Source organism: Burkholderia plantarii, assembly GCF_001411805.1.
GTDB lineage: Bacteria > Pseudomonadota > Gammaproteobacteria > Burkholderiales > Burkholderiaceae > Burkholderia > Burkholderia plantarii.
Genome location: NZ_CP007212.1, coordinates 4,019,917 through 4,043,329, shown reverse-complemented (window position 1 = coordinate 4,043,329; position 23,413 = coordinate 4,019,917). Strand labels below are relative to the sequence as shown.

Below are 23,413 nucleotides of genomic sequence, written 5' to 3'. Positions count from 1 at the left end.
GAGCGGGCCGGCCCGGCGTCCGATCGCCTGGATTGCCCGGCCATCCGACGCCAACCCGCCAACGCTGGAGGTGCTTACGCGAACGTATCGACCATCCCGACGCGCTGCTGCGTCGCGCCGCTGGACGACGTCGCTGCGATCCCGGCGAGCGCGTCGTCGCCCGTCCCGCCAGCGGCGAACCCGCCGCCCGCGCGTCGCGTCCCGCTTCCGCCCGACGATTGCCGTTGCGCGTCCTGGCGGGCGAATCCGGCGCCGCCGTCGCTGACGTTGGCGCTGCCGAGGCTCAGGCCGCCCGCTTCCATCGCTTCGCGCAGCTTGGGCAGCGCGGCCTCGACGGCCTCGCGCACCTGCGGATGCTGCGACACGAACAGCGCGTGCGCGTGGTTGTCGGCCACGTTGAGCACCACCTGCAGCGGGCCGAGGTCCGGCGGATTCAGCGTCAGTTCGGCGCTCTGCTGGTGCGCGTTCGACAGGAACACCACCTTCTGGCTCAGCGCGTCGCTCCAGTCGGGGCTGCCCACGCGCGGGCCGATCGTCGCTTCGGCGGCGGCCGCGCCGGCGGTGGCGGCGGCGGCCGTCTGCGCGAGCGGCGTGGCCTGCTGCGAGGCGGCGGCGGCCAGCGCGGTCTGGGCCGCGTTCGGATCGGCCGACGTGATGGCCGTGGTGTCGACGTGCTGCGTGCTGGCCGACGAACCGGCGGCGGCGTTCGCCGCTGCCGCGTAGGCCGACGAGCCGGTCGGCGAGACCGCGTTGACCGGATTGTGATCGGCGCCCGCGGCGCCATTGCCCGTCGCGGCCAGATGCGCGCCGGCCTGCCCGCCCGCGGCGCCGTTGCCGCTGCTGCCGCCGTTGCCGCCGCGGGCGGACAACATCGGTGCCGCCGCGCCGTTCCCGCCGCCGTTCTGCAGATGATCGAGCGCGGCCTGCAGCGCGTTCGCGACCGAGTTGCCGTTCGCGCCGGTGCCGGCCGCGGCGGTCTGCGCCGCGGCGGTGCTGGCCAGCGCGGCGGCGGCCGCGTTCGCGTCGGCCTTGCCGGTCGAGGCCGCGTTCGCGGCGAGCGCGGCGGCGGCCGTATCGGCGGCGGTGCCGTCCGCGGTGTTGCCGTTGGCCGCGTCCTGGCGCGCCTGGAGCTGGGCCTGCACCGCCGCGGCGGCGGCGAGCGCGGCGGCCTCGGCCGGGGTGGTCGCGGTCTGCGCGTCCTGCGTATCCGAACTGTCGTCCTTGCCCGACGCGTGGTGGCCGCGGTGCGGGCGCACCGAGCCGTCGCCCGAGGTGTCCTGGGTGGTGGTGGCGGCCGCCTGCTGCTGTTGCGGCGCGCTCGGCTGCTGGGGCGCGGGCTGCGCCGGCTTCGGCTGGCTCGGCTGGCCCTGCTGGCTCGCCACGCTCTGCTGCAGCGTCTGCGAGAACGGCGTCGAGGTCTGCGCGGCGGCGGCATTCGCGTCGCTCGCGCGCGAACTCTGGCCGGCGCGGGTGGCGGAGAGGGTGTCGAGCAGCGATGCGCTCAGGGAAGTGGCGGCCATGGCGGTGTCTCGTTCCAGTTTATTTGGAGGATTGCGCGGCGGCGTCGGCGCGCATGCGCAGCACTTTGGCTGCGTGTTCGTCGGCGTCGCGCTGTTCGCGTTTCGCCGCGCGTTGCTCATCCTGCGCGACGCCGCGTGCCTGCAGGATTTCATAGGAACCGAGCGTGCGCTTCCTGGCCTGCCACTCGGGGCGCGTGGCCTCGATGCGGGCGTCGGCCGCGGCGACGATGCGGCGCTGCTGGCCGATCGCCGCGTCGAGCGTATCGATGAACGACTGGAAATTGCGCATGCTGCCGGCCGGCATGCCGGCCTGCGCGTCGGCGGCGAACCGCTCGTGGTATTCGTCGCGGTAGCGCAGCAGCGAGTCGAGCTGGGCGACCGCGGCGGTGTGGTCGCGCTGCGCGAGACCGAGCTGCTTGGTCGCGTTGTCGAGTTCTTCCTGCGCGCGATCGAGCAGGATCTGTAGCGGAAAACCTGCGGACATCGTCAGCCTCCTTCACCCGGGAACAGCGCGTCGAGCGCGGCCATGCAGGACGCGAACGGCGCGCATTCGCGAAAGCCCTGCTGCAGGAACGCCTCGATGCGCGGGTACAGCGCGATGGCGCGGTCGAGCTGCGCGTCGCGCCCCGCCGCGTAGGCGCCCACCGCGATCAGGTCGCGGTTGCGCTGGTAACGCGAGAGCATCTGCTTGAAGCGGCGCACGCGATCGAGATGGCGATCGTCGATCAGCGCGGTCATCGCGCGGCTGATCGACTGCTCGATGTCGATCGCCGGATAGTGGCCGGCCTCGGCGAGCTGGCGCGACAGCACGATGTGGCCGTCGAGGATCGCGCGCGCCGAATCGGCGATCGGATCCTGCTGGTCGTCGCCCTCGGTCAGCACCGTGTAGAACGCGGTGATCGAGCCGCCGCCCTCGGGGCCGTTGCCGGTGCGCTCGACGAGCGCCGGCAGCTTGGCGAACACCGACGGCGGATAGCCCTTAGTGGCGGGCGGCTCGCCAATCGCCAGCGCGATCTCGCGCTGTGCCATCGCATAGCGCGTGAGCGAATCCATCAGCAGCAGCACGTGCTTGCCCTGGTCGCGGAAATATTCGGCCAGCGAGGTCGCGTAGGCCGCGCCCTGCATCCGCAAGAGCGGTGAGACGTCGGCCGGCGCGGCCACCACCACCGAGCGCGCGAGCCCGTCCTCGCCGAGGATCTGCTCGATGAATTCCTTCACTTCGCGGCCGCGCTCGCCGATCAGGCCGATCACGATCACCTCGGCGCTGGTGTAGCGCGCCATGGTGCCGAGCAGCACCGACTTGCCGACGCCCGAGCCCGCGAACAGGCCCATGCGCTGGCCGCGGCCGACCGTCAGCAGCGCGTTGATGGCGCGCACGCCGACGTCGAGCACGTGGTGGATCGGCTCGCGTTCGAGCGGATTGATGGTGGGCGCGGACAGCGGCGCGTCGATCTCCGAGCCGAGCGGGCCGAGCCGGTCGAGCGGGCGGCCCGAGGCATCGACCACGCGGCCCAGCATCTGCCAGCCCACCGGCAGGCGCTTGGCGCCCGTCATCGGGTCGGCGATCGGCGCGCGTTCGAGCGGCCAGACGCGCGCGCCGGGCAGCACGCCGGCGACTTCGGTGGTCGGCATCAGGAACAGGCGGTCGCCGGCGAAGCCGACCACTTCGGCCTCGGCCACCGGCAGCGTGCTGCCGGGCGGCAGCTCGATGATGCATTCCGAGCCGACCGCGAGACGCAGCCCGGTGGCTTCCAGCACCAGGCCCGCGGCGCGCGTCAGGCGCCCGCAGGGGCGCAGCGGCAGCGCCAGCGCGCCGCGTTCGCGCAGCGCGCCGAGCTGGCCGCGCCAGTGGGCGATGTGCGGATTGGCGGCGATCGCGGCGGCGGCCGGAACGGGACGGGCGTTGGAGGCGGACGCCGGGGCAGCAGCGGGGGCGGTCATGGCCGGCTCACCATTCGCTCGTGTGGCCGAGCGCGGCGGCCACGCGCTCCCAGCGCGTGGGCAGCGTCGCGTCGATCTCGCCGGAGGCGGCCTGGGCGCGGCAGCCGCCGCGCTCGACGGCCGGATCGGTGCGCACGCTCCAGCCGAGCGCGTCGAGTTCTTCCTGTAGATAGGCTTCGATGACGGGCAGGTCGGCGGGGCTCACCACCAGCTGCGGCGCGCCGGCGAGCGCGGGCTCGGCGGCCAGCGTCTCGCGCGCGGCGGCCAGCACCGTGCCGGGGTCGAGCTGCACGTGCTGCCGCACCACCTGCTGCGCGATGTCGAGCGCGAGCTGGGCGAGTTCGTCGGCCAGGCCGTCGCGCGCGCCGAGCAGCGCCTCGCTGAACGAGGCGGCCAGCGTGGCGAGCTTGACGGCCTCGGCGCGCATCTCGGCGCGGCCGATCTCCATGCCCTCGGCGTAGCCGGTTTCGTAGCCGGCACGCTGGCCGATCGCGAGCCCTTCGGCATGGCCGCTCGCCATGCCTTCTGCATGCGCGGCGTCGCGCACGCGCTGCAATTCGAGCGCGAGCGCGGCCGCGGCCGCCTCGCCGTTGTCCTCGACGGGCGGCGGCGGTTTCGGATCGAACGATGCCATCTCCCACCGCTGGTACGCGGTGAGCGTGGCGGCACCGGCGCGCGCGCGTTCAGACATACGCATCTTCCGCCTTGCCGCCGATCACGACCTGGCCCTGCTCGGCCAGCGTGCGCACGATCTGCAGGATCTTGCGCTGCTGCTGCTCGACTTCGGAGACGCGCACCGGGCCGCGCGAGTCGAGATCCTCGGCCAGCAGTTCGGCCGCGCGTTGCGACATGTTCGACAGGAACTTCTGGCGCAGCGGCGGCTGCGCGCCCTTCAGCGCGACGATCAGCGTTTCCGACTCGACTTCCTTCAGCACCAGCTGGATCGCGCGATCCTCGAGGTCGAGCAGGTTCTCGAACACGAACATCTCGTCGATGATCTTCTGGGCCAGGTCGGCGTCGTAGACGCGCACGTTCTCGAGCACCGATTCCTCGTGCGTGCTGGTCATGAAGTTCAGGATTTCGGCCGCGGTGCGGATGCCGCCCATCGGGCTGCGCTTGAGGTTGTCGCTGCCCGACAGCAGCGAGGTCAGCACCTCGTCGAGTTCGCGCAGCGCGGCCGGCTGGATGCCGTCGAGCGTGGCGATCCGCAGCAGCACGTCGTTGCGCAGCCGCTCGGTGAAGCAGGATGCGATCTCGGAGGCCTGATCGCGGTCCAGATGCACGAGGATGGTGGCGATGATCTGCGGATGCTCGTTCTTGATCAGCTCGGCGACCGCGGCCGAGTCCATCCACTTGAGGCCCTCGATGCCGCTGGTGTCGCTGCCCTGCAGGATCCGGTCGATGATCACGCCGGCGCGGTCCTCGCCGAGCGCCTTGGTCAGCACCGAGCGGATGTACTCGCCGGAATCGAGCGAGAGCGCCGAGTGCTTCTCGGCCTCCGAGACGAACTCCTTGAGCACGTCGTCGAGCTGATCGCGCGTGACGTTCTTCAGCGTGGCCATCGTCACGCCGATCTTCTGGACCTCGCGCGGGCCCAGGAACTTGAACACCTGCGCCGCTTCTTCCTCGCCGATCGACATCAGCAGCAGCGCGCTCTTGATCAGGCCTTCAGCGCTCATCGGACACCCAGTTCTTGACGACCGTCGCGACGATCTTCGGATCCTGCCGAGCGATCATCTTCGCGTAGTCTAGGTTGCGTTCATAGCGGTGCTTGTCGGCCTCGAACGCCAGCAGCGCCGCCTCGGGCGAGTCCTCGGCAACCACCGAGTCGGGCGCCGGCAGGCCGTCGAGCGCGGGCTCGTCGGGGCCGCCCAGCGCGGCCAGCGCCGGGCTCGCGACCACCGGCTCCGGCGGCGGGAACGCGCGGCGCATGGCCGGGCGCACGAACATGAAGTACAGCGCGGCGGCCGCCACGGCGATGCCGAGCCACTTCGCGGCGTCCTTGGCCAGCGCGATCATGTCGGGCTGGCGCCACCACGGCAGGTTGGCGAGCGGATCGGCGGTGGTGGTGAACACGCTGTTGACCACGTTCACCGAGTCGCCGCGCTTCTCGTCGTAGCCCATCGCGTCCTTCACGAGCTGCTCGACCTGCTTGAGCTTGTCGGCCGTGAGCGGCTGCATCGTCACGTGGCCCTTGGCGTCCACCACCGGCAGGTCGTTGACCACCACGGCCACCGACAGCCGCTTGATGCCGCCCGTCGGCGCCTCGGTGTGGCGCACCGTCTTGTCGAGCTCGTAGTTGGTGGTCGAGTCCTTGCGGTCGCTGATCGGCGTGGGCGGCGTGCCGGCCGCGCCGCTCGCGCCCGTGATCGGCGCCGAGGCCGGCTGCGGCGGCGTGTTCGACAACGCGCCGGGCACGCCGCCCGCGCCGCTCTGCGCGTTCTCGGTGGACGACGAGGTCTGCTGGCTGCGGATCGCCGCCTGCTGCTGGGTGCCGTTCGGCGCGTAGCTCTCCGAGGTCTGCTCGCTTTTCGTGAAGTCGATGTCGGCGCTGACCTGCGAGCGCGTGTTGCCGGCGCCGAACATCGGCGCGAGGATCGCGTCGATGCGCTTCTGCGTGTTGCGCTCGACCTGCTGCACGTACTTGAGCTGGTTCGCGTCGAGCCCCGACGACGACGGCTGCTGGCTCAGCAGGTTGCCGTCCTGGTCGACGATCGTGACGTTCTTGGCCGGCATGTCGGGCACGCCCGAGGCCACCATGCGCGTGATCGCGAGCACCTGGCCGTCGTCGAGCACGCGGCCCGGGTAGAGATCGATGAACACCGACGCGCTCGGCGCCTCGCGGTCGCGCACGAACACCGACGGCTTCGGGATCGCCAGATGCACGCGCGCGCTGCGCACCGCGTTGATCGAGGCGATGGTGCGTTCCAGCTCGCCCTCGAGCGCGCGCTGGTAGTTGACCTGCTCGGCGAACTGGCTGATGCCGAACTTCTGGTTGTCCATCAGCTCGAAGCCGACCGAGCCGCCCTTGGGCAGGCCCATCGCGGCCAGCTTCAGGCGGGTTTCGTGGACCTGGCTGGCCGGCACCAGGATCGCGCCGCCGGCGTCGGCGAACTGATAGGGAATGTTGGCTTGCTGCAGTGCGGTAATGATCGCGCCGCCGTCGCGGTCCGACAGGTTGCTGTACAGCACCTTGTAGTCGGGCGCGCGGCTCCAGAGCACCAGGGCGACGATCGCGGCGATCGCCAGCGCGGTGATGATGACGAACGGCAGTTTCGGGTTGGTACGCATCCGCGACAGACCGGGCAACCCGGAGAAGCGTTCGGCGAAACCGCCCATGCCGAAGTCCGCGCCGCCCGCGCCGGCGCCCGGCAACGTGCCGGCCGCGGCGGTCGCGTTCGGCGACGTGCCGGCGACGGCGTTGCGCGCGTCTGGGTTGATCAGCGAGTTGGCCTGCGAATCCATGCGTCGGGGTTCTCCACAGCGGGCTGCCGCTCGACGAGCGGACGGACAATGACACGATCCGATTATCCGGTCGGCGTCCAGTGGCGATCGGGGGAACAGAGCCGAGTTTTCCCCGTACTTCACCCGCTTCGCGTGCCGGGCGCTTGCTATGCTTGGTCGCAATCCGGCATTTCGTCGCCGCCGCGCGCGCGCCAGCACCGAGCCGGTGCTGGCATGGCAAGGTGGTTCGAGGGCCGGACCGATTTCCCGGCCGACGCCGGCTCCTTTTCCCGTGTTTTTCCCGAATCCTTCTGCGGAGACCCCATGACTGCGCCCGTCAACGGTATTGCTTCGGCGCTGCAACAAATGCAGGCGATGGCGGCCCAGGCCGCAGGCAGCACGTCCGGCGCCGCGCTGGCCGGCAACGGCGCGGCCACCGCGAGCAGCTTCGCGGGCGCGCTGAAATCGTCGCTCGACCGGATCAGCGAGGCCCAGGCCACCGCCGCCGGCGAGGCCAAGGCGTTCGAACTCGGCGCGCCGAACGTGTCGCTGAACGATGTCATGATCGACGGACAAAAGGCCAATATCGGCCTCCAGTTCGGCCTGCAGGTGCGCAACAAGCTCGTCAGCGCGTACAACGACATCATGCAGATGTCGGTCTGACCCCCAAACGGCGCACCCCCCGCGCCGTCGACGCGCTAAAGCTTTCCCCGTCCTTACCGATAACGCCGGTAATAGCCCGCGCGATGCATGCCGTCGCGACGGGCTTCCCGCATAGACACGAACGCACTACAGGAGGGCCACCATGTTTTCCCCAGGACACGCTGGAGCCAGTGCCTACGCGCGCGTCGGCGTCGAGACAGGGGTGATGGGCGCGTCCCCGCACCGGCTGATCGCGATGCTGTACGAAGGCGCGCGCAAGGCGATCGTCCACGCTCGTCTGCACCTGGCCTCGGGCAACGTGGCGGCGCGCGGCGAGTCGATCAGCAAGTCGATGCGTATCATCGAGAGCGGCCTGCAGCAGTCGCTCGACGTGAAGGCCGGCGGCGAGATCGCCGAGCGCCTCAACGCGCTGTATTCGTACATGCTGCGCCGCCTGCTGGAGGCGAACGTGAGCGCCAACGACGCGATCCTGCTGGAAGTGGACGGCCTGCTCGCGACGCTCGAGGAAGCCTGGGCCGGCATTGGCCCCGAAGTCGCCCGGATGATGACGCCACAAGCCCAGCCGGAAGTGACTCGATGAATCGCAAGGCAGCCTATCTCGCTCGCTACGAGGCGATCGCGGACGTATCCCGCCGGATGCTCGCGGCCGCGCGCGGCGCCGACTGGCCGGCGGTCGACGGGCTGCAGGCCGAGTACCAGACGCTCGTCGACGGCCTGAAGGCCGCCGAGGAAGGCGTCTTGCTGGACCCCGCCGAGCGCGGGCACAAATATTCGCTGATCCGCCGGATCCTCGCCGACGACGCGGCGATCCGCGATCTCGCGAGCCCGGAAGTCGCGCGGCTGTCGGCGCTGTTCGAGGCGGGCCGCTCGACGCGGATGCTGAAGGATATCTACCAGGCGCGTCGCTGAACACGGATGCGCCGGCACTGCCGCGCCGCGGTGCGGGCGCGGGCGGATTCGACGGGATGGCAGGGCCGGCAGCGTGGCCGGGCGGTTCGCCGCGCGCCCGCGCCGGCGAGCGGTGCCGCCGGCCACGAAGCCGGCGATGGGGGGCGCAACGGGCGGCATGGGGTTGGCGAGGGCCGTGATCGGCGCGCCGCCCGGTCGGTGGCCGCGCGTTGCGTTGGATGGATACGCGTTCGCCGCGCAGACGGCGGCCGCCACACCGATAGATGCCGGCCGCGCGCCGCGCGGGGAATCACGATGACCGGGATCGACGCCGTTACCGCCGCCATGCTCGCCAGCCGGATCGACAGCCTGCTCGAGGGCGGCGTGTCGGCCGGCGCGGCGGCCACCCAGGTCGGCGTCTCGACGGGCGCCACCCGCGGCGCCGCCCAGGCGCCGCTGCCGCCTACCCCGCCGAGCCCGCCCGCGGCTTCCGTGCAGACCGACCTGTCGAGCGTCGCGCTGACGCTCGACGCGATTTCCCGTTATGGCGGCGACGCCACGCCGGTGGTGATCGGCAGCCTGCCGCTGCTGGCCGGGCCGCCCGTGCTCGATCCGGCCGCGCAGGCCGCCGCCGACGCGGCTGCGGCTGCGGCTGCCGCTTTCGCCGCTTCCGGCGGCGCCACGCCGCCCCCGGGGGCCCCTCAGACGGGTGCTCCTCAGACGGGGATGCCGGCCGGCTCGGCCGCGACGGCATCCGGCGCGGCCGGCAACCCTGCCTCGGATACGTCCGCCCCGGGCACGTCCGCCTCTGCCTCGGCCGGTTCGACCGCCGCGGCCTCCGGCGCCGCGCCGGTGCTGCCGGGCGTCACCGAGGCGAGCGTCGCCGCGCTGGCCGCGGCGCTCTCGCGCGCCGTCTCCAGCAGCGGCCTGTTCTACGAATCCCATCTCTCGCAATGGCTTTCGGGCCAGCGCACCACCGCCGATCTCGCGCAGGAGCCGCAGACGCAGCTGACGCGCGGCGCCGGCACGCCCGCGTCCGGCGACGGCAATCGGCCCGCCGCGCCGGCCTCCGGCGCGCCCGGCCAGGCGCCGGCGCAGGACGCGCGACAGGCGGCGCCGGGCCAGTTCGGCGCGAGCGGCGCGCACGCCTATGCGTCGTTCGCGGCCGACGAGGCCGCCGGCCGGCTGTTCGCCGCCACCGCGGGCCAGCCCGACGGCATGGCGCCGGGCCAGAACGGCGCCGACGCATCGACGAACACCGCCGCGGCGATGGCCACCGTGCATCCGGCAACGCTGCCGCTGGTGCGCCAGCAGCTCGATCTGCTCGCCACGGAGCAGTTCCGCTGGGCCGGCGAGGCCTGGCCGGGCGCGCGGCTCGACTGGAGCGTCGAGCCGGACGGCGGCCAGGGCGCCCCGGCCGAGGCGCCGATCGCATGGCGCACCCGCCTGGTGCTGGCGCTGCCGACGCTCGGCACGGTCGATGCGGAACTGGTGCTGACCGGCTCGCAGGTGGTCGCGCGGCTGCGCGCCAACGAAGCGGGCGCCGCGAAGCTCAACGCGCAGGGCGACGCGCTGCGACAGCGGCTGCTGGCCTCGGGGCTCGAACTGGGCGGGCTGTCGATCCGGTCGGTCGAGATCGCGCCGGACGCGTTCGACACGGCGGCCACGCGCGCGGCGGCCGCCGCCTACGGGCAGGCCGCCGCCGCGCAGCGCGCCAGCGCCGACGCGAAGCCGCGCGCGTCGTCCTCGGGTTTCGATCTCGGCGATTTCGACGACATCGACGAGTTCGGCCTGCACGACGACGGAGCGTGGCTGTGAGCGGCGCCGACAAGCGCCGCACCGCGGCCGCGCTGGTCTACGACCCGAAGGGCGGCGACGCGGCACCGCGCGTGGTGGCCAAGGGCTACGGGCTGGTTGCCGAGATGATCGTCGCGCGTGCGCGTGAATCGGGGCTGTACGTCCACACGGCGCCCGAGATGGTGTCGCTGCTGATGCAGGTCGATCTCGACGACCGGATCCCGCCGGCGCTGTACCGCGCCGTGGCCGAGTTGCTCGCCTGGCTTTACGCGCTCGAGCGGGCCGACGTGGCCGGCGCCGAGAGCAACAAGGGCGCGGACGGGCCGCCCGCGCCGCCCGCCTTCCCGGCGCTGCCGCAGCCGCGGCGCTGAGCCTTCGCTACGCCGTCTGCGATTTCACGGCCGGCCCGCTCGCGGTCGGGCTTGCGCTCGCCTCGAGTCCCGTGCCGCCCGGCTTCCCGGCGCTGTCGCAGCCGCGGCGCTGAATGCCTCGCCACGATTTCACGGCCGGCCGGCCCGCTCGCGGCCGGGCTTGCGCTCGCCTCGTGCCCCGTGCCGCCCGGCTTCCCGGCGCTGCCGCAGTCGCGGCGCTGAATGCCTCGCTATGATTTCACGGCCGGCCCGCTCGCAGCCGGGCTCGTGCCCGCGTCGAGCCCGGCCGCCGCCGGAGCGCCATGCCGGGCAAGGCGCGTGCCTTGCCGCATCGCCAGCTCGATGCCCGCGGCCGTCTTCGCGTCCGCGCGTCGCTCGGGCAGCGCCGGCGCGCGGCCGTCCCGGGCGCCGCCGCCGGTGGGCGAGCGCACCAGCATCAGCGCATAGGTGGTCGCCATCCGGCGCGCGTTGTCGAGCATGCCGAGGCCGGTCTCGCGCAGCGCGCGATAGGGCGACCCGTCGGGCAGCGGCAGGCTCGCCAGCACCGCATAGAGGTTGTTCCAGCGCGGCACGATGTCGGTCATCACCTGGTTCGACACGGCGATGCGCTGCGCGTCGGTGTCGAGCGGCGCGTGCTGCAGCGCCACCAGTGCGCCGCCGATCTCGGCCGACGCGCCCGTCATCGCCATGTATTCGCGCGCGAAGCGCAACTCCTGCGCGCGCGCGGCGCCGGGATGGGTGAGCGGATAGGCGAGCGTGACCGCGAGCAGCGCGGCGACGCCGGCCGCGGTGGCGAGGTTCGCGCCGGCCGTCGCGTCGCGCGCGGCCGGGTCGGCGGGCGGCGCGAGCGCGAGCCCCAGCAGCAGCCCGGCGATCAGGCCGCCGAGATGCGCGACGTTGTCGATGGCCGGATGCATCAGGCCGTTGTAGAGGCAATAGGCGACGAAGCCGAACGCGAGCCGGCGCGGCCGCCCGACGGCGGCGCCCGGCTCGCGGCCGCGCCGCAGCCGGTGGGCGAACAGCGCGCCGAACACGCCGAAGATCGCGCCCGACGCGCCGGCCGAGCACTGCATCGGGTCCTGCAGCGCGCTCGTCATGCCGGCGATCACGCCCGCGAACAGAAACAGCGAGAGCAGCCGCAGGCTGCCGTAGCGGCGCTCGGCGAGCGGCCCGAAACGCGCCAGCACCAGCAGGTTGACGCACAGGTGGAACACCCCGAAGTGCAGGAACGGCGCGGTCAGCAGCCGCCACCAGTCGCCTTCCAGCGTGTCCGGCCCGAAGTTGGCGCCCCAGCGGATCATGGCCGGCACGTCCGGGCGCAGCGCGGGCACGCCGTTCATGACCATCGCGAGGAACAGCAGCAGGTTGACCGCGATCAGGCTCCAGGTGACCCAGGCGAGCGGCTCGGCGTGGGCCAGCTCGGCGAAGCGCGCGGGCGCGTCGAGTTCGTGCGAGGAGAACGCGGAGGTGACCTGCATCGGCAGGCGCCCGGCGATCTGGCCGGCGGCGGCGGCGTCGGCGGCCAGCAGCGTGACGCTGCAGATGCCGTCGGGCGTGTGCAGGTCGAAGCAGAGGCGCTTGCCGGCGACGCTCGCATCGAAGATCTGCGCGCGCGGCAGCGCCAGATGGAACGGCGTGCCGCGCAGCAGGCCGCCCGTCGTGCCGTCGAGCCAGAGCGTGCCGGTGGCCGCGCCGACGCTCAGCGTGCCGCTGCCCGGCAGGCCGCCGCGGCCCGCGCGCCGCGGCGTGCCGGGCGGACGCGGCTGTACCGAGAAGCGCACGCGGAACGTGTCGCCGGCACCCGGCACCGAGGCGGCGGGCGCGAGCGGCGGCGTGCCCGGCGCGGATGCGATGTCGTTCATGAAATGTGCTGGCCCAGATTGTTGTCGTCTTGTCATGCCGGCCGCCATGAGGGTGCCGCCTCGCCAGGCGGGCGGCGTTGCGCGCCCGATGATTCCCCGTCGGTCGCGGCACGTCCGGATGCTGTCGCGATTCTAGCGCCGCCACGGCGAATCCGCGCGCCCGAAATGCATCGGACAACGAATTTCGTCGGCTACGACATCGCACCGTCATTTTGGCGGGCGACGATGCCGGCCCGGTGCATGACGGCGCCGTGAGGGCCACCGCCGGAGCCGGTGCGCGGCTCGGTCTCCGTGGCCCGCACGCCGACGGATCACGCCGGCCGTCACGGGAAGGTCATGCCGATGTCACGCCGCCCGTCGGCGCGGACAGCCCGATGCAGTCATGCGAGGGATGACGTTGAGTCCGCCGTCGCTTTGTGTAATGATATCGATTCTCATTTATTGGAAACCGGGCGGCCTCGCGACGTGATCGCGGGCCGCCCTTGTTGCTTGGGGTAGGGAAACAGCGTGAACGCGCCAGAATCGATCGAACCGACCTTGCCGACCGGCATCGCGACGCGTTATGCGTCCGTCGCGCGCGCCCTCGACGAAACGGAACTCGCCGCCAGGCGGCAGCGCTCGCGGCGCGCGACGTTCATCAAGTGGCTGCGCAAGGTCCACGGCTGGGTCGGCCTGTGGGGCGCGGTGCTCGGCCTGATGTTCGGCGTGACCGGCTTCGTGATGAACCACCGCGCCGGGCCGCTGCGGATCTCGCCGGGCCTGCCGCAGGTGAGCGAGGTGCAGCTGACGCTGCCGGGCGCGCCCCCCGCCACGCCCGCGAAGCTCGAAGCATGGCTGCGGCAGCAGCTGCAGTTCGACAACGGCCGCAGCCGGATTCGCAAGGAGGCCGCGCAGCCCGTCGAATGGGGCGATCGCAGCGTCGTGCAGCCCGAGCACTGGCAGATCATGCTGTTCCGCCCCGGCGCGAACGTGACCGCCGAGTACTGGGTCGGCAGCCGGACCGTCGCGCTCAAGCGCAACGACAATTCGCTGATGATGACGCTGACCAACCTGCATCGCGGCGTCGGGATGAGCCTCGTCTGGGTGCTGGTGATGGACACGATCGCCGGCTCGATGATCCTGCTCTCGCTGACGGGCGTGCTGCTCTGGACCGAACTCAACAAGCGCCGCACCATCGCCGTGGTGCTGATCGGCGCGTCGATCGCGGCGGCGCTGTTCGCGGGGTTGTCGTCTTGATTGACTGAACCGGCGGCGGCGCAACGAAAAAAAGCGGCACTTCAATCATCCGAAGTGCCGCTTTTTTTGCCCCCGGGGAAACGCAAGCTAATGCCGGCCGCGCTTCGCCATCAATGAAAAACGGCGGCCCGCGCTGCCGCCGGACCGCCGCCTTGCGAGACCTCAGTGCGTCTCGCCGTGCGCGATCTTCGCGTGGCGGCGCGAGTAGGCGAAGTAGACGACCAGGCCGATCACGAGCCAGATGATGAACGCCTTCCAGGTGACGGCGCTGAGGTTCAGCATCAGGAACAGGCACGAGGCGACCGCGAGGATCGGCACCACCGGCACGCCCGGGCAGCGGAACGCGCGCGGCAGGTCCGGACGCGTGCGGCGCAGCACGATCACGGCGATCGACACCATCGCGAACGCGGCCAGCGTGCCGATGTTGATCAGCTCGGCCAGCACGTTGAGCGGAATCAGCGCGGCGATCAGCGCGCACAGCAGGCCGATGATCCAGGTGGCGATGAACGGCGTCTGGAAGCGCGGATGCACGCGCGAGAGCACGGCGGGCAGCAGCCCGTCACGCGACATCGCATAGGTGATGCGGGTCTGGCCGTAGGTCATCACGAGGATCACGGTCAGCATGCCGAGCACGGCGCCCAGGTCGATGAAGCCCGCCACCCACGTCTGGCCCGCCACCTGCAGTGCATACGAGATCGGATGGGTGATGCCCGCGTACTGCGCCGACGGCACGATGCCGGTGGCCACCGCCGCGACCGTCACGTACAGCACCGCGCAGACGCCGAGCGAGGCGATGATGCCGACCGGCAGGTCGCGCTTCGGGTTCTTCACTTCCTCGGCCGCCGAGGACACCGCGTCGAAGCCGATGAACGCGAAGAACATCACGGCCGCGGCGCCGAACACGCCCGGCCAGCCGTGCGGCATGAACGGCGTCCAGTTGGCCGGCGTCACGTGGAACACGCCCACCGCGATCACCAGCAGCACCACGGCGATCTTGATGAACACCATGATGTTGTTCACGCGCGTCGATTCACGGATGCCGACCGACAGCAGCGTGGTGATCGCGAGCATCACCGCGAACGCGGGCAGGTCGAAAAAGGTCGTCACGCCGGGCACCGAGCCGGGCGCGGCCGTGAGCACGGTGGGCAGCACCACGCCGAAGCCCTTCAGCAGCGATTGCAGGTAGCCCGACCAGCCGACCGAGACGGCCGATGCCGCGAGGCTGTATTCGAGCATCAGGTCCCAGCCGATGATCCAGGCCACCAGCTCGCCGAGCGTGGCATACGAGTAGGTGTAGATCGAACCGGCCACCGGAATCGTCGAGGCGAATTCGGCGTAGGCAAGCGCGGACAGCCCGCACGCGATCGCCGCGACGATGAACGAGACCATCAGCGCCGGGCCGGCCTGCACGGCCCCCGTGCCGGTCAGCACGAAGATCCCGGTGCCGATGATGGCGCCGATTCCGAGGAAGGTCAGATCGAGGGCGCCGAGCGCCTTCTTGAGCCCCGCGCGTTGCGCGCCGGCGATCATCTGGTCGACGTTTTTCTTGCGAAGAAGTGACATGCGGATTGGTAAACAGAGAATGCGGCCGACGGCTGCGGTTTATGGTTGTAATCGGTAGAGCCCCGGCATTTTAGCCGATCCGTCCAGGTTGCCCTATTCGGGTTGCACCTATCATTCGTCTAACAAAATCAGGTGTTTGCGCGCGCAGCGGCGGCGCATGCCGCGATGCGGAGGAGGAGGGGCAAAGGGGGGGGCGCCCGGGCGCCGCGCGTTCAGGCGCCGGCCGGCGAGGACGGCGGCGCCATTTCGAGCAGGCGGTTGCTCATCGCGTAGAACGTCAGTTCGGCGTTGTTCGACAGCTTCATCTTCTCGAGCAGCCGCGTGCGGTAGACGCTGACCGTCTTCACCGACAGCGACAGCGTGACCGCGATGTCGGTCAGTCGCTTGCCCGAGGCGAGCATGCAGAGCGTCTGGTATTCGCGGTCCGAGAGCTTCTCGTGCGGCAGCGGCTCGTTCTCGAACGAGACGTATTCGGCGAGTGCCTCGGCCAGCGCCGGGCTCACGTACTTGCGGCCCGCCGCGACCTGCTGGATCGCCGAGATCATCTGCGCCGCGTTGACCGTCTTCGACAGATAGCCGGCCGCGCCGGCCTTCAGCGCGCGCACCGCGTACTGGTCCTCGCGGTACATCGAGAACATCAGCACCGGCACCGACGGCAGCTTGCGCTTGAGACGCTTGAGCAGTTCGACGCCGTTGATGTCGGGCAGCGAGATGTCGAGCAGGATCACGTCGAAATTGCCCTTGTCGGCGGCCGCGAGCGCCTCGGCGCCCGATTCGGCCTCGGCCACCTCGCGCGCGACGTGGCGGTCGATCAACAGCTGGCGGATACCCTGGCGAACGATCGCGTGATCATCGACGAGCAGCAGATTCAGCCCCATCGCTGCTCCTCAGGAAGCCGAAACATGCAGGTTCGCGCCGGGCGCCGCGAGCAGCGCGTCCCATCCGAAGCTGGCGCGCAGCACGGTGCCCCCGCCCGCGCGCGCTTCGAGCGCGAGCGCGCCGCCGAACGCGGCGCAGCGCGCACGCAGGTGGCCGAGGCCGCGCCCCGGGCTGCGCCCGGTATTGCGCACTGGATTGCGGCGCGCGGGACGGCGCACGCCGGCACCGTCGTCGGCGACCACCAGTTCCAGATGCGTCGGCCCCGCCTCGAGCGTGACCTCGACGCTGGTCGCCCGCGCGTGCCGGGCGACGTTGGCGAGCGCCTCCTGCGCCACGCGCAGCGCCGCGAGCGTGCCGTCCGCGCCGACCAGCGCGAGCCGCGCGTCGGCCGCGCAGGCCACGCGCGTGCGCAGCCCGGTGCGCGCGCCGAACGCGTCGATCCAGGCCGACAGCGTGCCCGCGAGGCCCGCGTCGAGCGGCGGCGCCGCGTCGTCGAGCGCGCGCCGGTACGAGTCCAACGCGGCGTCGAGCGCCTGCTGCGCGAGTTCGAGCGCGCGCCGGGCGCCTTCGGGCGCGTCGGCCGGCAGCCAGGTTTCGAGATTGGCGAAGGCGAAGTACACGCCGGTCAGGTCGGCGCCGAGGCCGTCGTGCAGTTCGCGCGACAGGCGTTCGCGCGCGGCTTCGTCGGCGGCGGCGAGTTCGGCCGACATGGCGGCCAGATGCGCGTCGGCATCGCCGGCGACGCGCGGCATGGCGGGTCGGGCAGCGCCGGGCAGCAAACGCACGGCGGAGCGGGCAGGCCGGGTCTCGCCGCGGCTCGGCTCGGGAGTGGCGCTCGCTGGGGGCGGTGCGATACGCGGCGTGTCCATGACGTTCCTTCGTACAGGAAAACGGACCGATCCGGCGCGCCGACGGCGGGCGGGACCGATTCCAGCCTCGCGTGGTCCAACGCGAGCCGGGTAACAAACGTTACATTCGGTAATAGATGATTCGACCCTTCGCGAGCGTGTTACGAAATGCCGAAGCGCCGCGAATCATAACTCAGAATGTACGCTGGAGACGCGCCGGGCGGGCCTCTCCTCGGGTAAACAGTCGTTATTCCAGCAACGGGTGTCGGAAAAATCCGACAGAAGAGCGGAGGTGATTGACGAACTTTTTTCCGCCAATGCTGTAGTCAAACGCAAGAGTTTGTAACCGAGAGGCGGCACTGTAACCGTTCAATATGACGGAAACATAAAAAAACCGGAGCATCGGCTCCGGTTTTGCGGGGGTGCGACAATATGTCAATCAGTCGACAAATGCGCGTTCGATCACATAGTGGCCCGGTGCGCTGTTCTTGCCTTCGACGAGGCCGGCCTGCTTGAGCAGGTCGGTGGTGTCCTTCAGCATCGCGGTGCTGCCGCACAGCATCACGCGGTCGTTCTCGGGCGAGAACGGCGGGACGTCGAGATCGGTGAACAGCTTGCCCGTCGAGATCAGGTCGGTGATCCGCCCCTCGTTGTCGAACGCTTCGCGCGTGACGGTCGGGTAGTAGATCAGCTTTTCCTTGATGATGTCGCCGAGGTACTCGTGGCCCGGCAGGTCGTGCTTGATGAAGTCCATATACGCGAGCTCGCCCTTCAGGCGGCAGGTGTGCGTGAGCACCACCTTCTCGTAGCGTTCGTAGATGTCCGGATCGCGGATGATCGACATGAACGGCGCGAGACCCGTGCCGGTCGACAGCAGCCACAGGGTCTTGCCCGGCAGCAGGTTGTCGGCCACCAGCGTGCCGGTGGGCTTCTTGCCGATCAGCACGTTGTCGCCGACCTTCAGATGCTGCAGGCGCGAGGTGAGCGGGCCGTCCTGCACCTTGATGCTGAAGAACTCGAGGTGCTCCTCGTAGTTCGGGCTGACGATGCTGTAGGCGCGGGCGAGCGGCCGGCCGTCAACCTCGAGGCCCACCATCGTGAATTCGCCGTTGTTGAAGCGCAGGCTTTGTTCGCGGGTGCAGGTGAAGCTGAACAGCGTGTCGGTCCAGTGATGGACGGACAGGACGGTAGCGGTATCGTATTTGCTCATGGGATACGGATGCGAGACGGAAACCGAGGGCACCGGCCCGATCCGCAGACCGGCCGATGGCGGGCGCGCCACTCTCGAAAGCGCACGCCTACCCGTTAACAGACGTTTGGAGAACCCCGTATTTTACCCTGCCTGAGCGTCGAGCGCGTTTGACCCCGGGCAGGTCCGGGGATTCGGGGACGCGTGGTGGCGGCCCGCCGGCGACAAAAAGACGGTGAAACGACCTGAAAACGGCAGCAATGCGGCGCGCCGCCGGTCGATATGTCAGTCGAGGCGCAGCCGCGCGATGTAGGGCAGATGGTCGGACAGCCAGGCCGTGTCGTCGCCGGGCGCGCGCCATTCGAGCGGCGTGAAGCCACGGACGAACATCTTGTCGAGCGCGAGCGCGGGCGAGAACGCCGGGAACGTGCGGCCCGACTCGCCAAGCAGGGTGGCCACCTCGGCCAGCCCGATCTGGCCGAACAGCGGCACCGAATCGTTGCGCCAGTCGTTGAAGTCGCCGGCCAGCACGAGCGGACCTTCCTGCGCGTGATGCTCGATCCAGTGCGCGATCCAGGTCATCTGCCGCAGCCGCGCGGCGCGCGTGAGCGCGAGATGCGCGCAGAGCAGCGTGATCGGCGCGCTGCCGGCCAGCGTGGCGCGCGCCACCAGCAGCCCGCGCCGTTCGAAGCGGTGCGCTGAAATGTCCCACCTACCGCCGAGGTCGAGCGGATGCGGCGAGAGGATCGCGTTGCCGTGTCGCCACGACGGCTTGAACACGTTCGGGCCCAGCGCGATCTGCCAGTCCAGCGCACGCGCGATCTCGGTGGCCTGGCAGTGCCAGATCTCGTCGACGGGATCTTCCATCGGCGCGCCGAAGCCGGAGGCCAGCACCGGCCGCGGCATGCGCCGCGCCATCGCTTCCTGCAGGAAGTAGATATCCGCATGGGTCGATTCGACCCAGCGGCGCATCGCGTTCCAGGCGGTGAAACCGAGCGGCGAGCGGCCCTTGTGCAGGTTCCAGCTGACCGCGGTGATTTCGTTCGGGGCCGTGCGCGGCTCGGCGAACGGCAGGGCTTGGGAGGCATGCATCGGCATCGGCCTCAGTTCGCGACGACGTGCGCGCGCACCTGATAGACCAGCCGCGCGGTCTTGTCGGCCGGCGCCCAGTCGGTCCAGCCGTCGGCCCGCACGGCGAGCCCCGGATGGCTGGCCGAGATCTGGCGCGGCGACAGCGAGCAGCCGTCGCCGTCGTCGACGGTCTCCTGCACGTCGAGCGCGAGCGTGACGGTGCTGCCGTCCACGTAGAGCGGCGCGACGGTGACGCTGCGCGTGCGCTCGGGCTTCATGGCCGCGACGGCCGACGCCTCGACGCTGGCCGGGCAGCCGGCCGGCAGCCGGACCACGTAGGTGTGGCTGTCGGTGCGCGACTGGCCGACCGTGGTGGTTTGGTGGAACGTGTCGACGGTCTGGCCCGCGTGGACCACCCGCACTTCCCAATCGATCGACTGCGGCGCGCCTTGGGCCCGGGCGGCGAGCGTCGCGCCGGCCAGCGTCGCGGCCAGCGCGGCGCTGCGCGCGAGGCGCCGCAGCCGGGCGGCGCGGGCCTCGCGCGCGGCGGGCTGGCGGAACATCGCGAGAAGCGGACGGCCGAGCGAACCGGGAATGGTCCTGGCGGTGGTGGTCGCCGTGGTTCGGGCCGCAGGCACGGCGCGCGGGGTGGCGCCGGCGGCGGCGCGCGGGCGACGTGCGGCGGGGCGGGACGGCGGCGAAAGCTCGATCATCGGCGGTTCCTCGTGGGGGCCGGCGGCCCGGCGAACGGCGGCCGGCACGCGGCGGTGAACCGTTGATGATACGCGCGCTCGCGGCGCCTTGCAGCGCCCGTCGCCGTTAGCAGCAGAGCGGGCCGAGTGCTCGCTTGCGCAGGTCTTTTGTCTGGCCAACACTGGCATCGAGGGGTCTGATGTCGCGTGTCTATATGGCGCGCGGCGGTGTTTCCACGAAGCAGCGGGCGAGCGGGAGGTGTGCGATGACGACGGCAATGGTGCGGCAGGAACTGGCGGTGGCGTCGTTCAGCCGTGTCTACGATCTGGAGCGGGTCGAGACGGCGCTGGGCGATCTGAACGAAGGGGCGAGCGAGGCGCTGCGCGCGACCTACGAGAAGATGCTGAAGACGGGCAACCTGCGCTTCTGCGTGAAGCCCACCCGGATGCCCGCGTTCGACGCGCTGGCCGAGTCGCTGCCGAACTTCTCCGGCCCGCTCGACGACGTGCGCAAGCAGGTGGCGCTGTGCCTCGAGACGGAGGACCGGCTCGAACTGATGCCGATCCTGCTGCTCGGCGCGCCCGGCATCGGCAAGACGCACTTCGCGAAGGCGCTCGCGCAGATGCTCGGCACTGCCTACCACTACGTGCCGATGAGTTCGCTGACGGCGGGCTGGGTGCTGTCGGGGGCCTCGTCGCAATGGAAGAACGCGAAGCCGGGCAAGGTGTTCGACGCGCTCGTGAACGGCAGCTACTCGAACCCGGTGATCACGATCGACGAGATCGACAAGGCCGGCAACGACGCGCAGTACGATCCGCTCGGCGCGCTTTACGCACTGCTCGAGCATGACACCGCGAGCGCGTTCGTCGACGAGTTCGCCGAGGTGCCGATCGACGCCGGCAACGTGATCTGGATCGCGACCGCGAACGACGCGAAGTCGATCCCCGAGCCGATCCTGAACCGCATGAACGTCTACGAGATCGCGGCGCCCGACGAGGCCGGCGCGCGCCGCATCGCGCAGACCATCTACACGCAGATCCGCGACGCGCACGCGTGGGGCCGACGCTTTCCCGAGCAGCTCGGCGACGCGTCGCTGGCCGCGCTCGCGGCGGTGCCGCCGCGCACCATGCGGCGCGCGCTGCTGCATGCGTTCGGCGCCGCGCGGCTGGATGGCCGCGACGCGGTCGAGCCGCGTGACATCCGCGCCGACGAGGGCATGCCGAAGCGGCGGCCGATCGGCTTCTGACGCGTCGCTCCTCGGCCGCCGCCGTGCCGCGCGCGGCGGCGGCGCGCGCCACGAGAGGGGCCGGCCGACGGATCGATGCGCGCGCACCTTTCATTCGGCATGCGTGGCGCGGGCCGGCTCGCGCGGCGAGGCGCGGCATTTTCTTATCCTCGGGATTCGGCGCGCAGGCACGCGCGGACGGCGTTATGCTTGGCGCCGTGCCGCCGTCAGAGCGGCCATCCCCACGATATCGAGAAGCTGGAGCCGTCCCATGAAAACCTCCCGTCGCAGTTTCCTCATCACCAGTGTCGGCGCGATGTCCGCGCTCGCGTTGTCGCGCGAGGCGTTCGCCGCGCCGATGCTGTCCGAGACCGATCCGACCGCGGTGGCGCTCGGCTACAAGGCCGATGCATCGAAGGTCGACAAGAGCAAGTTCCCGAAATACGCGGCCGGCCAGGACTGCGCGGCCTGCTCGATGTACCAGGGCAAGAAGGGGTCTGCGTCGGCGGCCTGCGTGGCGTTCCCGGGCAAGGACGTGGCCGCGAAGGGCTGGTGCGGCGCGTTCTCGAAGATGGCCTGACGCCGCGCCGCCTCGCGCGCTCGCGCGACACGACCCGGCCGGCGAACGTCGGCCGGGTTTTTTTACGCCGCTTGTGTTCGCCGGCGGCGCTCCCTACACTCGCTGCACGATGCGCGCCGCACGGCGCGCGGGCCGTCGCGCGGACGAGGCACGACGGAGATGACGGGCAGGCAACCGGATGGGGGCTGACGGGTGGAGGCGCAAAAACGCATGACGACACGGGCGACGGATTCGACGCAACCGGAAGCGCGCGCGCCGGGGCGCCGTGCGGTGATCGCCGCGGTGATCGGCAACGCGCTCGAGTGGTACGACTTCACCGTGTTCAGCTTCATGGTGGTGGTGATCGCCGACCTGTTCTTCCCGGCCAGCAGCGAATATGCGTCGCTGCTGTTGACCACGGCCAGCTTCGGCGTGGCGTTCTTCATGCGGCCGGTGGGCGGTATCGTGCTCGGCCTCTACGCCGATCGCGCGGGCCGCAAGGCCGCGCTCTCGCTGGTGATGGTGCTGATGACGCTCGGCATCTTCCTGATCGCGGCCGCGCCGCCCTACGCGGCGATCGGCATCGCCGGCCCGCTCCTGATCGTGCTCGGCCGGCTGCTGCAGGGCTTCTCGGCCGGCGGCGAGTTCGGCAGCGCGACGGCGATGCTGATCGAGGCCGCGCCGCTCTCTCGCCGCGGTTTCTACGGCAGCTGGCAGATGGCGAGCCAGTCGGCGGCGCTGCTGGTCGGCGCGCTGGTGGGCGCGGCCGTCACGCGCGGGCTGTCGGGCGCCGCGCTGCATGCCTGGGGCTGGCGCGTGCCGTTCCTGATCGGCATGCTGATCGGCCCGATCGGCTATTACCTGCGCCGCCACCTGGCCGACTCCGACGCGTTCCTGTTCGCCAAGGCGCACGCGCGGCGCGCGACGCTCGGCGAGGTGCTCGCGCGGCACGGCCGCGAGGTGATCTGCGGGCTCGGCTCGGTGATCGCGCTGACGGTGACGATCTACGTGCTGATCAGCTATCTGCCGACCTTCGCCGTCAAGCAGCTGAAGCTGCCCTACGGCGAATCGTTCTACGCGACGATCGTGGGCGGCGTGCTGCTGACCGTGCTCTCGCCGGTGGCCGGCGCGTGGTCGGACCGCCTCGGGCGCAAACGGCTGTCGCTGGCCTCGCTGGTGGCGACGCTCGTGCTGATCTATCCGCTGTTCCTCTGGCTCGACGCGGCGCCAAGCATCGGCCGGCTGGTGCTCGTGCAGGGCATCCTCGCCGTCACGCTGGCCGGGTACTACGGACCGTTCGGCGCGATGATCGCCGAGCTGTTTCCGGCCAACGTGCGCTCCACCGGGCTGTCGCTTGCTTACAACGTCGCGGTGATGCTGTTCGGCGGATTCGGGCAGACCATCGTCACCTGGCTGATCCGCGTCACGGGCACGCCGCTTGCACCGACCTACTACGTGATGGCGGGCATCGCGCTGTCGGTGATCGCGATCGCCGCGATGCCGCGCCTCGCGCCGGGCGCCGAGGGCTGAGCGCCGGGTTGCGCCGGATGGCAGCGGACCGGGCCGGATCGCGACGAACCGGCCGCGCCGGCTGCGGCGCAGGTCTCGCGCGCGGCACGGGCGCCAGCCGCGGTCGCGCGGCGCGTGCGCGGTGGCGGCGGCGT

22 protein-coding genes are annotated in these 23,413 nt (G+C 71.1%); 9 read left to right on the top strand and 13 right to left on the bottom strand.

All coding sequences use genetic code 11. From position 1 onward, the window contains the following. Nucleotides 1-74 precede the first annotated feature (74 nt). Genes bpln_RS17370 through fliF form a run of 6 tightly spaced genes read right to left on the bottom strand, consistent with a single transcriptional unit; the run spans nucleotide 75 to nucleotide 6,926 of the window. Entirely contained in the window at nucleotides 75-1,520 is a 1,446-nt protein-coding gene (locus bpln_RS17370) for a flagellar hook-length control protein FliK (RefSeq protein WP_167352309.1), read from the bottom strand. Between the two features lie 19 nt (nucleotides 1,521-1,539). Continuing rightward, the gene (gene fliJ, locus bpln_RS17365; RefSeq protein WP_042626259.1) at nucleotides 1,540-2,004 is read right to left on the bottom strand and encodes a flagellar export protein FliJ; all 465 of its coding nucleotides are present in this window, start codon (nucleotides 2,002-2,004) and stop codon (nucleotides 1,540-1,542) included. A 2-nt stretch (nucleotides 2,005-2,006) separates the two neighbouring features. Then, nucleotides 2,007-3,461, bottom strand: a complete 1,455-nt coding sequence (gene fliI / locus bpln_RS17360) for a flagellar protein export ATPase FliI (RefSeq protein WP_042626258.1) — start codon at nucleotides 3,459-3,461, stop codon at nucleotides 2,007-2,009. A 7-nt stretch (nucleotides 3,462-3,468) separates the two neighbouring features. Beyond that, complete coding sequence (gene fliH, locus bpln_RS37820; RefSeq protein WP_042626257.1) at nucleotides 3,469-4,152, bottom strand: flagellar assembly protein FliH; 684 nt, start codon at nucleotides 4,150-4,152, stop codon at nucleotides 3,469-3,471. Beyond that, nucleotides 4,145-5,140, bottom strand: coding sequence for a flagellar motor switch protein FliG (gene fliG, locus bpln_RS17350; protein WP_042626256.1), 996 nt, complete (start codon nucleotides 5,138-5,140; stop codon nucleotides 4,145-4,147). Before fliG ends, fliH begins: the two co-directional genes overlap by 8 nt. Then, a complete protein-coding gene (gene fliF, locus bpln_RS17345) occupies nucleotides 5,130-6,926 on the bottom strand; it encodes a flagellar basal-body MS-ring/collar protein FliF (RefSeq protein WP_042626255.1) in 1,797 nt (598 codons plus the stop codon). Before fliF ends, fliG begins: the two co-directional genes overlap by 11 nt. A 303-nt stretch (nucleotides 6,927-7,229) precedes the next feature. Between fliF and fliE the strand changes: the two genes are divergently transcribed. The 5 genes from fliE (at nucleotide 7,230) to bpln_RS17320 (ending at nucleotide 10,624) form a co-directional block, all read left to right on the top strand. Further along, on the top strand, nucleotides 7,230-7,568 hold the full coding sequence (gene fliE / locus bpln_RS17340) for a flagellar hook-basal body complex protein FliE (protein ID WP_042626254.1): 339 nt from the start codon (nucleotides 7,230-7,232) through the stop codon (nucleotides 7,566-7,568). A 142-nt stretch (nucleotides 7,569-7,710) separates the two neighbouring features. Beyond that, on the top strand, nucleotides 7,711-8,148 hold the full coding sequence (gene fliS / locus bpln_RS17335; RefSeq protein WP_042626253.1) for a flagellar export chaperone FliS: 438 nt from the start codon (nucleotides 7,711-7,713) through the stop codon (nucleotides 8,146-8,148). Continuing rightward, nucleotides 8,145-8,477, top strand: a complete 333-nt coding sequence (locus bpln_RS17330; RefSeq protein ID WP_042626252.1) for a flagellar protein FliT — start codon at nucleotides 8,145-8,147, stop codon at nucleotides 8,475-8,477. The genes fliS and bpln_RS17330 overlap by 4 nt, the downstream gene beginning before the upstream one ends. Nucleotides 8,478-8,771: 294 nt before the next feature. After that, nucleotides 8,772-10,274 (top strand): flagellar hook-length control protein FliK, encoded by a 1,503-nt coding sequence (gene fliK, locus bpln_RS17325; RefSeq protein WP_055139370.1) that lies wholly within the window; start codon nucleotides 8,772-8,774, stop codon nucleotides 10,272-10,274. Further along, on the top strand, nucleotides 10,271-10,624 hold the full coding sequence (locus bpln_RS17320; protein ID WP_042626250.1) for an EscU/YscU/HrcU family type III secretion system export apparatus switch protein: 354 nt from the start codon (nucleotides 10,271-10,273) through the stop codon (nucleotides 10,622-10,624). Before fliK ends, bpln_RS17320 begins: the two co-directional genes overlap by 4 nt. Before the next feature lie 230 nt (nucleotides 10,625-10,854). On the opposite strand, the gene bpln_RS17315 is transcribed toward bpln_RS17320, so the two are convergent. After that, a complete protein-coding gene (locus bpln_RS17315) occupies nucleotides 10,855-12,486 on the bottom strand; it encodes a rhomboid family intramembrane serine protease (RefSeq protein ID WP_055139369.1) in 1,632 nt (543 codons plus the stop codon). A 507-nt stretch (nucleotides 12,487-12,993) separates the two neighbouring features. On the opposite strand from bpln_RS17315, the gene bpln_RS17310 reads away from it, so the two are divergent. Then, complete coding sequence (locus bpln_RS17310) at nucleotides 12,994-13,722, top strand: PepSY-associated TM helix domain-containing protein (protein WP_042626248.1); 729 nt, start codon at nucleotides 12,994-12,996, stop codon at nucleotides 13,720-13,722. Between the two features lie 162 nt (nucleotides 13,723-13,884). Here the strand turns inward: bpln_RS17310 and bpln_RS17305 are convergent, their stop codons facing one another. The 6 genes from bpln_RS17305 to bpln_RS17280 all read right to left on the bottom strand — a co-directional run bounded on the left by bpln_RS17305 (nucleotide 13,885) and on the right by bpln_RS17280 (nucleotide 19,835). Further along, entirely contained in the window at nucleotides 13,885-15,285 is a 1,401-nt protein-coding gene (locus bpln_RS17305; RefSeq protein ID WP_042626247.1) for a branched-chain amino acid transporter BcaP, read from the bottom strand. Nucleotides 15,286-15,497: 212 nt separating this feature from the next. Further along, nucleotides 15,498-16,163 (bottom strand): response regulator transcription factor RqpR, encoded by a 666-nt coding sequence (gene rqpR / locus bpln_RS17300; protein ID WP_042626246.1) that lies wholly within the window; start codon nucleotides 16,161-16,163, stop codon nucleotides 15,498-15,500. Nucleotides 16,164-16,172: 9 nt separating this feature from the next. Then, entirely contained in the window at nucleotides 16,173-17,033 is an 861-nt protein-coding gene (locus bpln_RS17295) for a sensor histidine kinase (protein WP_042626245.1), read from the bottom strand. A gap of 418 nt (nucleotides 17,034-17,451) precedes the next feature. After that, on the bottom strand, nucleotides 17,452-18,222 hold the full coding sequence (locus bpln_RS17290) for a ferredoxin--NADP reductase (RefSeq protein WP_042626244.1): 771 nt from the start codon (nucleotides 18,220-18,222) through the stop codon (nucleotides 17,452-17,454). A 264-nt stretch (nucleotides 18,223-18,486) separates the two neighbouring features. Further along, nucleotides 18,487-19,293, bottom strand: coding sequence for an endonuclease/exonuclease/phosphatase family protein (locus bpln_RS17285; protein WP_042626786.1), 807 nt, complete (start codon nucleotides 19,291-19,293; stop codon nucleotides 18,487-18,489). Nucleotides 19,294-19,304: 11 nt separating this feature from the next. Then, nucleotides 19,305-19,835, bottom strand: a complete 531-nt coding sequence (locus bpln_RS17280) for a hypothetical protein (protein ID WP_055139565.1) — start codon at nucleotides 19,833-19,835, stop codon at nucleotides 19,305-19,307. A 395-nt stretch (nucleotides 19,836-20,230) separates the two neighbouring features. On the opposite strand from bpln_RS17280, the gene bpln_RS17275 reads away from it, so the two are divergent. The 3 genes from bpln_RS17275 to bpln_RS17265 all read left to right on the top strand — a co-directional run bounded on the left by bpln_RS17275 (nucleotide 20,231) and on the right by bpln_RS17265 (nucleotide 23,279). Then, nucleotides 20,231-21,211, top strand: a complete 981-nt coding sequence (locus tag bpln_RS17275; protein ID WP_042626242.1) for an AAA family ATPase — start codon at nucleotides 20,231-20,233, stop codon at nucleotides 21,209-21,211. A gap of 250 nt (nucleotides 21,212-21,461) precedes the next feature. Beyond that, nucleotides 21,462-21,770, top strand: a complete 309-nt coding sequence (locus tag bpln_RS17270; protein WP_042626241.1) for a high-potential iron-sulfur protein — start codon at nucleotides 21,462-21,464, stop codon at nucleotides 21,768-21,770. Between the two features lie 210 nt (nucleotides 21,771-21,980). Next, nucleotides 21,981-23,279: an MFS transporter gene (locus bpln_RS17265; protein WP_042626240.1), complete on the top strand. Its 1,299-nt coding sequence runs from the start codon at nucleotides 21,981-21,983 to the stop codon at nucleotides 23,277-23,279. Nucleotides 23,280-23,413 lie beyond the last annotated feature (134 nt).

Excerpts from the sequence above, each read along its gene's own strand:
- fliS (WP_042626253.1), top strand. The coding sequence starts at position 7,711 with ATGTTTTCCCCAGGACACGCTGGAGCCAGTGCCTACGCGCGCGTCGGC.
- bpln_RS17275 (WP_042626242.1), top strand. The coding sequence starts at position 20,231 with ATGACGACGGCAATGGTGCGGCAGGAACTGGCGGTGGCGTCGTTCAGC.
- bpln_RS17315 (WP_055139369.1), bottom strand. The coding sequence starts at position 12,486 with ATGAACGACATCGCATCCGCGCCGGGCACGCCGCCGCTCGCGCCCGCC.
- fliJ (WP_042626259.1), bottom strand. The coding sequence starts at position 2,004 with ATGTCCGCAGGTTTTCCGCTACAGATCCTGCTCGATCGCGCGCAGGAA.
- fliF (WP_042626255.1), bottom strand. The coding sequence starts at position 6,926 with ATGGATTCGCAGGCCAACTCGCTGATCAACCCAGACGCGCGCAACGCC.
- bpln_RS17305 (WP_042626247.1), bottom strand. The coding sequence starts at position 15,285 with ATGTCACTTCTTCGCAAGAAAAACGTCGACCAGATGATCGCCGGCGCG.
- bpln_RS17295 (WP_042626245.1), bottom strand. The coding sequence starts at position 17,033 with ATGGACACGCCGCGTATCGCACCGCCCCCAGCGAGCGCCACTCCCGAG.
- bpln_RS17370 (WP_167352309.1), bottom strand. The coding sequence starts at position 1,520 with ATGGCCGCCACTTCCCTGAGCGCATCGCTGCTCGACACCCTCTCCGCC.
- fliE (WP_042626254.1), top strand. The coding sequence starts at position 7,230 with ATGACTGCGCCCGTCAACGGTATTGCTTCGGCGCTGCAACAAATGCAG.
- rqpR (WP_042626246.1), bottom strand. The coding sequence starts at position 16,163 with ATGGGGCTGAATCTGCTGCTCGTCGATGATCACGCGATCGTTCGCCAG.
- bpln_RS17265 (WP_042626240.1), top strand. The coding sequence starts at position 21,981 with ATGACGACACGGGCGACGGATTCGACGCAACCGGAAGCGCGCGCGCCG.
- bpln_RS17290 (WP_042626244.1), bottom strand. The coding sequence starts at position 18,222 with ATGAGCAAATACGATACCGCTACCGTCCTGTCCGTCCATCACTGGACC.
- fliI (WP_042626258.1), bottom strand. The coding sequence starts at position 3,461 with ATGACCGCCCCCGCTGCTGCCCCGGCGTCCGCCTCCAACGCCCGTCCC.
- bpln_RS17280 (WP_055139565.1), bottom strand. The coding sequence starts at position 19,835 with ATGTTCCGCCAGCCCGCCGCGCGCGAGGCCCGCGCCGCCCGGCTGCGG.
- bpln_RS17285 (WP_042626786.1), bottom strand. The coding sequence starts at position 19,293 with ATGCATGCCTCCCAAGCCCTGCCGTTCGCCGAGCCGCGCACGGCCCCG.
- bpln_RS17270 (WP_042626241.1), top strand. The coding sequence starts at position 21,462 with ATGAAAACCTCCCGTCGCAGTTTCCTCATCACCAGTGTCGGCGCGATG.
- fliK (WP_055139370.1), top strand. The coding sequence starts at position 8,772 with ATGACCGGGATCGACGCCGTTACCGCCGCCATGCTCGCCAGCCGGATC.
- fliH (WP_042626257.1), bottom strand. The coding sequence starts at position 4,152 with ATGTCTGAACGCGCGCGCGCCGGTGCCGCCACGCTCACCGCGTACCAG.
- bpln_RS17330 (WP_042626252.1), top strand. The coding sequence starts at position 8,145 with ATGAATCGCAAGGCAGCCTATCTCGCTCGCTACGAGGCGATCGCGGAC.
- fliG (WP_042626256.1), bottom strand. The coding sequence starts at position 5,140 with ATGAGCGCTGAAGGCCTGATCAAGAGCGCGCTGCTGCTGATGTCGATC.